Origin of the sequence: Microlunatus capsulatus, assembly GCF_017876495.1 — a bacterium.
GTDB classification, from domain to species: domain Bacteria; phylum Actinomycetota; class Actinomycetes; order Propionibacteriales; family Propionibacteriaceae; genus Microlunatus; species Microlunatus capsulatus.
This window is the reverse complement of the sequence record NZ_JAGIOB010000001.1, coordinates 523,673-535,200: the sequence shown is the minus strand read 5'-3', so window position 1 is coordinate 535,200 and position 11,528 is coordinate 523,673. Positions and strand designations below refer to the sequence as shown.

Below are 11,528 nucleotides of genomic sequence, written 5' to 3'. Positions count from 1 at the left end.
GGGACCGGTGACGCTGGTGGGGTGCCGCGCCCGCTGACCACCGCCGAGGCACTGGCGGCGGGCTGGACGCGCGGTCGGCTGGCCGGCCCCTCGTCGCGGCGCCTGTTCCCGGGGGTGCACCTACCGGCGACGACGGACCTGACCCTGCCCGTGCTCGTCGACGGCGCCCGTGCGCTCCTGCCGCCCGACGCCTTGGCCACCAGCGTGACAGCGCTGCGCCTGGTCGGAGTGCCCGCGGGACCGCTGCGGCCGCTGCGCTTCATCACCGCTCACCCGCACCAGGTCCGCCGTCCCGGACTGTTCGTCAGCCGGACGGCGCGGCTGCCGAGCGGGTGCGAGGGCGTCGTCCCCGTCCTCGACGCCTTCCTGTCCGCCGCACCGCTGGTCGACCTCGTCGAGCTCGTCGCCGTCGGGGACCAGCTCGTGCGGCGCGGTCTCGTGACCGCCGACGGGCTGGTCGAGGCCACGACGGCGTGGCGGGGTCGTGGTGCCCGCGCGGCCAGGAGGGCCGCCCACCTCGTCCGGCCCCGGGTGGAGTCCGCCCAGGAGACCGAGCTGCGGCTCTGCCTCGTGCTCGCCGGGCTGCCCGAGCCCGAGCCGAACATCACGGTCGGCTCGGCCGTCGAGCCCCTGGCGCGGGTCGACCTCGTGCTCCGGCGCCACCGCCTCGTCCTGGAGTACGAGGGCGACCAGCACCGCCGCGACCGGAGCCAGTGGAACCGCGACATCGCCCGCCAGGAGGCGCTCGCGGCGGAGGGCTGGGCCCTGCTCCGGGTGACGTCGGAGGCGATGACGCACCCCCGCGCGCTGATCGGTCGCGTCCTGCGCGCGCTGCGGAGCGCCGGCTACACCGGTCCCGACCCCGTCCTGTCGTCCGAGTGGTCGCAGCTGTTCTCGTCGAGTGCGCGCCGCAGCAGGCTGGCGCACGCCTTCGACCTGCTGGAGTGCGCAGTGGACGGCCGTTCCCCCGGTTAGGGTGACCGGCGATGAGAGGCATCACGCAGACCTGGACGGCCGTGCGGCTCTGGCTGGTGCCGGCGGCCGTGCTGGTGCTGGCCGTCGTCGTGCTAGCGGTGAGCGGCGGCCTCGACAAGGTCACCGGGGCGCAGGGCCGGGCGGCGGAGCCCGGGGAGGAGCTCGCCCTGTCCCGCTGGGTGCTCGTGGTCCGCGACGCCGCGCTGGTCGACGGCAACGACTACGACCCCGCCTCGGAGCCGCCCCGGGTGCGCCTGCACCTGCGGGCCACCTTCGACGGCGAGGAGACCGCCTACGGGCTCCCGACGTCGATGGTCACCGTCCAGCTCCCGCCCGGCCTGCCGCCGCTGGACGCCACGCCGCTCACCGACGGCGACCGGGACGGCAACCTCGACCCCGGCGTCGGCCAGGAGCTCACCCTCGAGCTCGCCTGGCCCGACGCGCCCGCGCGGGCGCCGGGCACCGTCCGCGTGCTGGTCCGCGACGAGGAGGAGCGGGACAACTACCTGACCGGTGACGCGTGGGAGGTCCGGCCGTCGCCGTCCCGGCACGTCGACCTGGCCCTGCCCGACCAGCGGACGGTCCGGTGACCCGCCGGGTCCGCGCCGGCTGGGCGACGCTGCTCGTCTGCCTGCTGGTCGTCGTCCTCGTCAGCGCCACCGCACCCGACCCGGCCGCCGACGTCCGCCGCGCCCACGCCGACGTCGCCGTCGGGCAGGTCGGCCGGCTGGACCACGTCGAGGTCCTGGTCGAGCGGGTGCGGCGCAGCCGGTCGGTGACCACGGCGACCGAGCGCCAGCTCGACAGCGGAGCCACCCTCGTCCTCGTCGACGTCCGCGCCGCCGTCAGGGGAGAGTCCGTCGCCTTCCGCTCGGTGCGGCTGGAGACCCGCGACGGCCACCGCTACGAGGCGCGCCCCGAGGTCCCCGCGCTGACCACGACCCAGCCCGGCTTCACCCGGGTCGGCACGCTGGTCTTCGAGGTGCCCGACGCGCGGGTGGCGGGCGCCCGCCTGGTCGTCGACTCCGAGCAGGGCGCCTACGACGTCTACAGCCGGGCGGTCCGCGTCGACCTCGCCCTGCGCACCGACGGCCCGCCCGAGCCCGGCCCCGTCTCCGTCACCGAGCCGCTGCTCGAGGTCACCCCGTGACGCCGGCCGCCCGGTGGCGCTCCCCGCGCGCCGGCTTCGCCGCCGCCCTGGTGCTGGCCCTGGTCGCGGCCGGCGCGCAGGGCGTGCTGTCCACCCGGGACGCGACCCCGCCGGTGACGTCGACCGCCCGTGTGGGGGAGACGGCCGTCCTGGGCGGCACCACGGTGGTCGTCGACGCCGTCACGACCGCCGCCGCGCTGCCGGCGGCCGAGGCGGGCGACCCCGACGTCGCCGGACCGGCCGGCTCGGTCCTCGTGCTCGTCGTCTTCACCCAGCGGGTGGACGCCACCGTCGACCTGGAGCGCCACTTCTGCACCAGCACACTGGTCGCCGACGACGGCTCGGTCTGGGACACCGACGACGAGCTGGGCTACCGGCTGCGCCGGCCCGAGGCGTCGACCTGCGGGGACGACGCGTCGGACCCGATCCGGCCCGGCGAGCCCCGCCAGATCGGGGCGAGCTTCCTCATCCCCGCCCGCTACGCCGACCAGGTCCGCTGGCGGCTGTCGCTGGAGGACGACCGGACCCGGCTGGAGGTGAGACCGTGACAGCGCCGGCCGTCCCGGGGCGCCGTTCCAGGTCCACCGCACCGTCACTGGGTTCCGGGGGACTCCGCCGCAGGGCCGCCGTCAGGGCCTCGTCGAACGCGGCGGCGTAGAGGGCGATCGCCACCGGGGTGAACAACAGCCCCGACACCAGCACCGCGAAGGGGTCGACGAGCAGGGCCGTGTCCGCGCCGCGCGGGCCCACCAGGACCGTGACGGCGATGTCGAACCCGGCCTGGGCGGCCGTCAGCACGGTGGCGAGCACCAGGTAGACGCCGACGAAGCGCGGTCCGGCCCGGGCGACCAGCCGCAGCGCCTGCAGCACCGGCAGGTACTTCGTGCGCAGGTCGTCGGTGGCCAGGGCCGCCAGCACCCGGGTCCGGCGCCCGAGGACCAGACGGGCGGCGGGCCGCTCGAGCCGGGTGCCCGCGAGCGCGTCGGCGCCGCCGAACTCGCGCCAGCCGAGCACCGTCGCCGTCAGCGCCAGCCAGACCAGCGGCAGCGCCACCGCCGTCCAGGCCCCCGGCACCACGGTGCCCACGAGCAGCTCGACGGCCCGGTCCAGCGCCTGCGGCACGGTCAGCCCGAACGGCAGGTGCCAGTCCGGCAGCAGCCCGAGCAGGCCCTGCCAGCCGTCCTGCAACCCCACCCAGGCCGCCCGCGTCCGCAGCCACACCAGCCCGGCGCGGGTGGCGATGATCGCCACCGCGAACAGGCCGAACACCCAGAGCGCCTCCGCGAGGACCCCGAGCAGGGCGAGCCCCCTCCGGCGTCCGCCGGCCGTCAGCAGGCCCAGCCCCTGCTTCGCGACCCAGGCCACGGCGGCGGCGGCCGCGAAGAAGCGCCACCGGTCCGGGCTCAGGTTGATGGAGAAGTTCAGCACCCCGCCCAGCCCCTGGACGGCGTAGTTGGCGGCGAACAGCTCCCGCACCTGGTCGTCGACGAAGCCCCAGACGGCGTACACGGCCAGGAAGGGGCCCACGGCGGCGGCGACGACGTCCACCGCGCGCTCCCGCGCGAAGACCTGCGCGGGCACCCGGGCGCTGGTCAGCGCGACGGGGTCCGCCGGCGGCCCTGACGCCGTGCGCAGGTGCGGCTCGACAGCGTGGATCATCAGCACCAGCGCGACCAGCGTGGCGACCACCCCGATGACGAAGGCCACGAGCGCCAGCCCGCCGTGCGCGGCGCCCAGCCGGGCCGAGGCCAGCAGGCCCAGCGTGTGCACCGCCCAGCCGAGGCAGAACCAGGCGCCGGTCTGCCACCACGTGCGACGCCACAACCGGCCCGTCGTCCGGACCAGCGACCAGAGCTCCAGCAGCGCCGCGGCGGCCTCCGCCGACGCCGACGGGCGGGGTCGGCGCGGGGCGGTCGGCTCGGGCACCGCGCCAGTCTGCCGGACGCCGGCCTCAGCCGCCGGCGAGCACGCGGGTGAGGAACTGCAGCAGCCGCTCGTCCAGCTGCCGCCGCGAGTCGGCCCGGCGGTACTCGTGGCCCTCGCCGGCCAGCTCCAGGTACTCCACCGGGCGGCCGAGCGCGCGCAGGGCGGCGACCACCTGGGTGGCCTCGCCGAGCGGCACGTTGGTGTCGAGCTCGCCGTGCACCACCAGCAGCGGGACCGCGATGTTGGTGGCGAAGTGCAGCGGGGACAGCGCCCGGAGGAGCGCGTAGTCGTGCTCGGGGTGGCCGTACTTGCTGACCGCCGCCGCGGCGATCCAGGGCTCGGTGTCGCGGTAGAAGGTGTGCAGGTCCGACATGCCGCAGATGTCGACGCCGGCGGCGAAGATGCCGGGGGAGAAGGCCAGCATCGCCAGCGTCAGGTAGCCCCCGTAGGACCGGCCGCCGACGGCGATCCGCCGGGGGTCGGCGACGTCGGTCGCCAGCAGGTGGTCGCGGCAGGCGAGGACGTCGTCGAACGCGTCGCGCCGGCCGCGGACGTCGTCGGCGTGCACGAAGGCGCGGCCGAAACCCGACGAGCCGCGGATGTTCGGGGCGAAGACGGTGATCCCGGCGGCCACCACGGCCTGGTGCTGCGGGTTGAAGGTCGGCCGCTCCTGCGCCTCCGGCCCGCCGTGCAGGCTCACCAGCGCCGGCCCGGGTCCGGTCGACCCGGGCACCCGGTACAGCCAGCCCGTCAGCGGCAGGCCGTCGCGGCCCACCAGGTGCTCCAGCGTCGGCACCACCAGCGGCACGTCCGGCAGGGCGGGCACGTCGGTGACGCGCCGCCAGGCCAGGGTGGCGACGGCGACGGTCCACAGCTCGCGCGGTCGCTCCGGACCCTCGACGGCCATCAGCACCAGCGAGCCGTCGCGGCTGAGCAGGGCGCCGCTGACCACCGCGCCCGGCATCCCAGGCACCGCCCGCAGGGCGCCGGTCGCGGTGTCGTAGAGCTGCAGCTCGCTGGTCCCCGCCACGTTCCAGACCAGCAGCAGCAGCCGGCCGGCGTCGTCGGCGTCGAGGCCCTCCAGCTCGGCGTCCTCGCGCGGGGCGAGCACGCCGGTCTGCCCGCGCCAGCCCTCGGGGCCCAGCGGCACGGCCACCACCTGGCGGCGGGGGAGCCCGGCGTCGGTGGCGACGTAGGCGACCAGCGCGGACGCGTCGCCGGGGGGCGCGGGCCGGATGATCGCGCGGTCGGTCGAGCCGGTCGCCGGGTAGGGCAGCAGCGGGTGGTCCTCGTCGGCGTCGCGGTCGACGACGACGCAGAACTGCTTCCCGCGCTGCCCGTCCTTGAGGATCACGTGCTCCTGGTCGACGCTGAGGTCGAGGACGCTGATCAGCTCGCCGACGGCGAGAGCGGTGAGCACCCCGGTCGCCGGGTCGGCCAGGTAGCAGGTGGTCGGCTCGCCCGCCGCCTCGCCCGGCACCGTGACGACGACGCGGTGCCCGCTGCGCGTCCAGGGGCCCAGCTCGGCGTGCGTCTCCCGGGAGCCCGCCAGCCGACGGGCCTGGCTGCCGTCGGGCCGGACCACCCACACCTGGGTACGGACGCCGCCGTCGGTGGCCACGCAGACGGCGAGCCAGCCGCCGTCGGCCGACCAGCTGACGGCGACGACGGGGTCCTCCGACAGCGCGAGCCGCACCGGGGCCGGCTCCGCGCCGTCGACCGGCAGGTCGTCCACCCAGACGCAGGGGGTCCCGCTGCGGTCGCTGACGAAGGCGATCCGGCGGCAGTCCGGGTCCAGGGTCGGGCCCCAGCTGCCCCAGGCGTCGACGAGGGCGTGCGCCAGCGCGACCGGGCCGGCGGGCGCCGTCCCCGCCTCAGCCGACATCGTGCTTCTGCAGCCACATCTCGAGCAGCGCCAGCTGCCACAGGGCGTTGGAGCCCAGCGTCGTGCGGGTGCTGTTGGGGTCGGCCAGCAGCCGCTGCACCAGGGCCGGGTCGAACAGCCCGCGCTCCCGGGCCCGCGGGTCGGTCAGCGCGTCCCGCACCCGCTCGAGGTAGGGGCCCTCCAGCTGGCGGATCGCCGGCACCGGGAAGTAGCCCTTGGTCCGGTCGATGACCTCGTCGGGGACGACACCGCGGCTGGCCCGCTTGAGCACGCCCTTGCCGCCGTCGGCCAGCTTGAGCTCGGGCGGGATCGCGCCGGCCAGCTCGACCAGCTCGTGGTCCAGGAACGGCACCCGGGCCTCCAGCCCCCAGGCCATCGTCATGTTGTCGACCCGCTTCACCGGGTCGTCGACGAGCATCACCGTGGTGTCGTTGCGGAGCGCCGCGTCGACAGCGGTGTCCGCGCCCGGCCGGCCGAAGCGCTCGGTGATGAACGCTGTCGGGGCGTCGTGGTCCAGCAGCCAGTCGCGGCTCAGCACCCCGGCCATCGCGTCCCAGCGGCGGTCGAAGAACACCCGGGAGTAGGCCTCGACGGCGTCCGCGCGCGGCACGTCGGAGAGCGGCGGGTACCAGTCGTAGCCGCCCAGCACCTCGTCGGCGCCCTGGCCGGACTGGACGACCTTGACGCTCCGGCTGACGTCCTCGCTGAGCAGGTGGAAGGCCACGCAGTCGTGGCTGACCATCGGCTCGCTCATCGCCTCGACGGTGGCGTCGATCCCGGGCAGCAGCCGGGCGCTGTCGATCGAGATCCGGTGGTGGTCGGTCCCGAAGCGCTCGGCCACCAGCGTCGAGTACTCGAACTCGTCGCCGGACTCCCCGCCGGCGGAGTCGAAGCCGATGCTGAAGGTCTTGAGGTCGGTCTGGCCCATCTCGGCCAGCAGCGCCACGACGAGGGAGGAGTCGATGCCGCCCGACAGCAGCACGCCGACGGGCACGTCGGACACCATCCGCCGGTCGACGGCCACCCGGAGGCTCTCCAGCAGGGCCTCCTCCCAGTCCCGGTCGGACCAGCCGGCCTTGTCGGGGTCGCGGCCGAAGGTGGGCTCCCAGTAGAGCCGGTCGGTCCAGGTGCCGTCCGGCTCGACGACGCGGACCGTCGCCGGCGGCAGCTTCTTCACCCCGGAGAGGATGGTGCGGGGGGCCGGCACGACGCTGTGGAAGGTCAGGTAGTGGGCCAGCGCCTCGCGGTCGAGCGAGGTGTCGGTGCCACCGCCGGCCAGCAGCGCGGGCAGCGTCGAGGCGAACCGGAGCCGCTCGGACGTCTGGTCGAGGTAGAGGGGCTTGATGCCCAGCCGGTCGCGGCCCAGCACCAGCCGGCCGGACAGGTGCTCGTAGATCCCGAACGCGAACATCCCGAGGAAGTGGTCGACGCAGTCCAGCCCCCACTGAGCGTAGGCCTTGCCGATCACCTCGGTGTCGGAGGTGGAGAAGAAGCGGTGCCCGTGCCCCTCCAGCTCGGCGCGCAGCTGGCGGTAGTTGTAGATGCAGCCGTTGAAGACCAGGGTCAGGCCCAGTGCTGTGTCGACCATCGGCTGCGAGCCCGCGACCGAGAGGTCGATGATCGACAGCCGCCGGTGCGCCAGCGCGACCGGGCCGTGCGCCCAGATCCCGTCGCCGTCCGGGCCGCGGTGCTCCAGGCACGTGCCCATCCGGGCGCAGGCGCCCACGTCGGCGCTGCGCCCGTCGAAGCGGAGCTCACCGGCCAGTCCGCACATGCTGTGTCCTCTCCCTCGCGCTCGGTCGGGCCCTCATGGTGCCCTCTTCCTCCTCGCCCGTGACGACGAAAAGCGTGTCGTCACGGCCTCGTCGTCCAGAGAGCACCCGGGCCCGACCTCCCCGACGCTCGGGAGGGGTCGGCCCCGCACCGGGTCGCGTGGTCCTCTGACGCCCGGTCATCCGTCCGACGCCCCGGCTCCCGGCGCCACGATCCAGGTGTCCTTGGCCCCGCCGCCGCGGGAGCTGTTGACGACGAGGCTGCCCTCGGGCGCCATCCGGGTGAGGGCCAGGCCGGCGAGGGTCTGCTCGCCGGGGCCGGTGCCGGTGAGGTAGACGAAGGCGCGGAGGTCGACGTGCCGGGGCTCCAGCGAGCCGTCGTCCAGCGTCGGGTGGGAGGAGAGCATGACGACCTCCTGGGCCACCCAGCCGGCCGGGTCGGCGACGATCTGGGCGCGGCGCTCGGCCACCGCCGAGGCGGCGGCGTCCGGCCCGATGAGGACGCCGAGGCCGCCGTGGCCGTCGACGGGCTTGGTCACCAGCTCGCCCACCCGGTCCAGCACGATCCGGTACTCGGCCTCGTCGCTGGTGCGGTAGGTGGGGACCGACTCCAGGGTCGGGTGCTCGCCGAGGTAGTAGGCGATCAGCTCGGGGACGTGGCAGTACATGGCCTTGTCGTCGGCCACCCCGTTGCCCGGGGCGTTGGCCAGCCGGACGCCGCCGGCGACCGCGGTCTCGAAGAGCTGGGCCCCGACGGGCCGGCCGTCGGCGTCGACGAGGTCGACCAGCTCGACGTCCAGCCGCAGGTAGAGGCACCCCACCGCACCACCCGAGCCGCGGTGCCGCACCCGCCCGTCGACGACCTCCAGGTCGTCGGCCCCGCACAGCAGCAGCCCGGCCTGCTCGGCCAGCACGCGGTGCTCGAACCACGCGGAGCTGCCCGGGCCGCTGGACAGCAGGGCGACGGCGCCGTCGGGGCTGCCGGCCCGCAGGGTGGCGGCCAGCGCGGCCAGCGCCGTCCGCGGGTCAACCAGCCCGTCGGGCCGGGGGAGCTCGGGCACCACCGCGTCCAGCAGCTCGCGGACGGCGAGGGCGTACGCGGCCCCGCTGGGGTTGCGGAGGTTGTCCTCCAGCACCCGCCAGCCGCCGAACTCGTTGCGGACCAGGTCGAAGCCCATCACCGGCGCCCGGACCACCCCGGCGGGGAGCCGGCGCGCCTCGGCCCGCCAGCCGGGGGAGCCCTCCACGAGGTCGCGGTCCAGCACGCCGTCCGCGAGCAGCCGCTGCTCGCCGTAGACGTCCTGGAGGAAGGCCTCGACGGCGCGCGCCCGCTGGCCCAGGCCCTCGGCGAGCGCCGCCCACTCGTGCGGGCTGATCAGCCGGGGGACCAGGTCGACGTGGAAGCGCTGCTGCTCGCCCTCCACGCCGAAGGTCAGCCCGCGGGCGTCGACCCAGGCGTCCCGGGCGGCCACCCGCTCGGCGAGCTGCTCCGGCGGCTGCTTCCGGAAGTGGTCGACGAGGTCGCGGTAGGCGGCCCGCGGCTGCAGGCCGGGCCCGACGGCCTCGTCGCCCGCCCGGGCCCGGTAGCGGCGCAGCGCCGGCACCGCGGGGGCCGGGCCCGAGGCGGGCCCGTGGGTCTCGGCGACGACCAGCTCGACGACGTCGCTCAGCCGTCCGCGCTCGGCGAAGGCGGCCCGCTGCCGGTCGGCGCTGTTGCCGCGGGCCAGGGCCGTCTCGGACAGCTCCTGCACCTCGTCCCAGTCGCCCAGCTCCTCCAGCTGCGGGCGCAGCCGGTGCACCAGCGAGCGGACGACCTCCCGGGCCGGGTGCGGGCGGGGGTGGCGCAGGTGGTCCAGCAGCTCACCGCTCAGGCCGCCGCGCGCCGCCCGCCACACCGACGCCCGGTGCAGCGGCGCGGGCACCGGCGCGAACGGGCGGCAGGCGGCGATGTCGACCTCGGCAGCCCGGACCGCGGCCCGGAACAGCCCGGCGATGAGGATGGCGTCGTCGACGATCGGGGTGGCGTCGCAGACCCGCAGCTCCAGCGTCGGCGCGTGCGAGGAGGGCCGGACGTCGAAGTAGGCCATCTTGGCGTCGGCGATGACGCCGGTGCTGATGAGGTCGTCGACGAGGTCGCCGTACTCCGCGGCCGAGGCCAGGTAGCCGGTGGAGCCCGCGCTCGGCCAGCGCTGCCAGATGATCGAGCGGATGGAGGAGTAGCCGGTGTCCTGCTCGTTCCAGTAGGGCGAGCTGGCCGACAGGGCCAGCAGCACCGGCAGGTCGGGGGCGATCCGCTGCATGATCTGCACGGCGAGGTCGCGGTTGCTCACCCCGACGTGGACCTGCAGCCCGCAGATCAGCTGCTCGTCGACCAGCAGCCGGTACTGCTCCTGCATGCGCCCGTAGCGGCCGGTGGCGGTGAGCTCGAAGTCGGCGAAGGCGGCGGTGGGCGCGGTGCCGACGGCGGCGATCCCGATGCCGTCCTCGGCGGCGACCTCGACCAGCCCGCGGCGCAGCCGGACGAGCTCGTCGCGCAGCCCGCCGAGGGTGTCCACGACGGCGGTGTTGGTCTCCACCGTGGTGCGCTGGATCTCCGCCGAGTAGTGCTCGCGGGGCAGACGGCTGAGCAGCTGGGGAGCCCGTGCCGACAGCTTCCAGCTCTCCAGGTCGATCAGGTGCAGCTCTTCCTCGGCACCCAGCGTCAGTTCAGCGCTCATCCGTCGTCAACCTAGCGACGCCGTGTTACGTCCGGGTGACCGCCGGGGCGCGGGTCCGCGGCCTCCCGAGGGCGGCCCGGACCGCCGGCTCAGCGGGTGCGGGGCGGCCGGCGCAGGCCGGCGAGGACCAGCACGAGGCCGACGACGGCAACGACCAGGCCGATCCAGAACCACCGCATGGCCCCGGTCATGAAGCTGCCCGGCACGTAGCCCAGCCCCTGGCCGATCCACAGCAGACCCACCAGCAGGGCCAGCGCGCCGACGACGACGCTGCTCATCCGGGCCGTACGTGACTTCACGGTGCTCCTCGTGCTCGACGCACGCGCGGACGGGCCCGACGTGACGGCGCCAGCCTAGGCGGCGCTCCCGCCGCGGGCGGGGACGTTCAGACGCGGAAGTCGGCGGCGCCGAGCTCCTCGACGGCGTCGGCCTCGCCGACCAGCTTCACGTCGGCGACGGCCGTCCGCCCGTGGGCGTAGAGCATCAGCTCGCTCGGCTGGCCGACCAGGGTGACCGTGCGGGTGCCCCCGGTCGCCCGGATGGTCTCGGGCTCGCCCTCGGCGTCGGCGCTGCCGAAGCGCTCCAGCACGACGCCGACGGGGGCGCGGCGGAACCAGGCGCGGGCCAGCAGCTTGAGCCGGCGCCACATCCACTCCTCGACCTCGGGCGCGAGCACCCGGGTGGGCTGGGGGGCGTCCCCGGCGCGGCGGACGTCCTCGTGGTGCACGAAGTACTCGGTGGTGTTGGCGCCCTCGTCGACCCCGGGGATGGCGAAGACCGACAGCCGGGCGGGGCCGCGGCGGATCCGGTCGACCAGCTCGGGGTAGGGCCAGCGTTGGCGCACCTCGGCCATCCGGCGCTCCAGCAGGCCCGACAGCGGCTTGGCGACCATCCCGCCGACGCCGACGGGGTCGGTCTCGCGGACCCACAGGTGGACCGTCAGGGCGTGGGCGTCCCAGCCCTCGCAGAGCGTGGGGGCGTCGGGTCCGACCTGGTCGAGCAGGTCGCACAGCGCCGAGCGCTCGTCCTTGGCGAAGGTCACGAGCGACCATGCTAGACCTGCCCGCCGGGGCCGCCCCCGGCCCTGCGGGGTGGCCGAACGC

At 75.7% G+C, this 11,528-nt stretch carries 10 protein-coding genes; 4 read left to right on the top strand and 6 right to left on the bottom strand.

Features of this window, described 5'->3' with window-relative positions:
- Positions 1–21 precede the first annotated feature (21 nt).
- Genes JOF54_RS02450 through JOF54_RS02435 form a run of 4 tightly spaced genes read left to right on the top strand, consistent with a single transcriptional unit; the run spans position 22 to position 2,673 of the window.
- Complete coding sequence (locus tag JOF54_RS02450; protein ID WP_210052680.1) at positions 22–975, top strand: endonuclease domain-containing protein; 954 nt, start codon at positions 22–24, stop codon at positions 973–975.
- 11 nt (positions 976–986) lie between these two features.
- Positions 987–1,565: a hypothetical protein gene (locus tag JOF54_RS02445; RefSeq protein WP_210052678.1), complete on the top strand. Its 579-nt coding sequence runs from the start codon at positions 987–989 to the stop codon at positions 1,563–1,565.
- A complete protein-coding gene (locus JOF54_RS02440) occupies positions 1,562–2,125 on the top strand; it encodes a DUF4352 domain-containing protein (protein ID WP_210052676.1) in 564 nt (187 codons plus the stop codon). Before JOF54_RS02445 ends, JOF54_RS02440 begins: the two co-directional genes overlap by 4 nt.
- The gene (locus tag JOF54_RS02435; RefSeq protein ID WP_210052674.1) at positions 2,122–2,673 is read left to right on the top strand and encodes a hypothetical protein; all 552 of its coding nucleotides are present in this window, start codon (positions 2,122–2,124) and stop codon (positions 2,671–2,673) included. The genes JOF54_RS02440 and JOF54_RS02435 overlap by 4 nt, the downstream gene beginning before the upstream one ends.
- On the opposite strand, the gene JOF54_RS02430 is transcribed toward JOF54_RS02435, so the two are convergent.
- The 6 genes from JOF54_RS02430 to JOF54_RS02405 form a co-directional block, all read right to left on the bottom strand.
- Positions 2,591–4,051, bottom strand: coding sequence for a hypothetical protein (locus tag JOF54_RS02430; protein ID WP_210052672.1), 1,461 nt, complete (start codon positions 4,049–4,051; stop codon positions 2,591–2,593). The genes JOF54_RS02435 and JOF54_RS02430 overlap by 83 nt on opposite strands.
- A 25-nt stretch (positions 4,052–4,076) precedes the next feature.
- Entirely contained in the window at positions 4,077–5,936 is a 1,860-nt protein-coding gene (locus tag JOF54_RS02425) for a S9 family peptidase (RefSeq protein WP_210052670.1), read from the bottom strand.
- Positions 5,926–7,710 (bottom strand): N-acetylglutaminylglutamine amidotransferase, encoded by a 1,785-nt coding sequence (locus tag JOF54_RS02420; RefSeq protein ID WP_210052668.1) that lies wholly within the window; start codon positions 7,708–7,710, stop codon positions 5,926–5,928. The genes JOF54_RS02425 and JOF54_RS02420 overlap by 11 nt, the downstream gene beginning before the upstream one ends.
- Positions 7,711–7,887: 177 nt before the next feature.
- Positions 7,888–10,425 carry a carboxylate--amine ligase/circularly permuted type 2 ATP-grasp protein gene (locus tag JOF54_RS02415; protein WP_210052666.1) on the bottom strand — a complete coding sequence of 846 codons (2,538 nt, stop codon included), beginning with the start codon at positions 10,423–10,425 and terminating at the stop codon, positions 7,888–7,890.
- An 89-nt stretch (positions 10,426–10,514) separates the two neighbouring features.
- On the bottom strand, positions 10,515–10,724 hold the full coding sequence (locus JOF54_RS02410) for a hypothetical protein (protein ID WP_210052664.1): 210 nt from the start codon (positions 10,722–10,724) through the stop codon (positions 10,515–10,517).
- 86 nt (positions 10,725–10,810) lie between these two features.
- Positions 10,811–11,467: a TIGR03085 family metal-binding protein gene (locus JOF54_RS02405; protein WP_210052662.1), complete on the bottom strand. Its 657-nt coding sequence runs from the start codon at positions 11,465–11,467 to the stop codon at positions 10,811–10,813.
- Between the last annotated feature and the right edge of the window lie 61 nt (positions 11,468–11,528).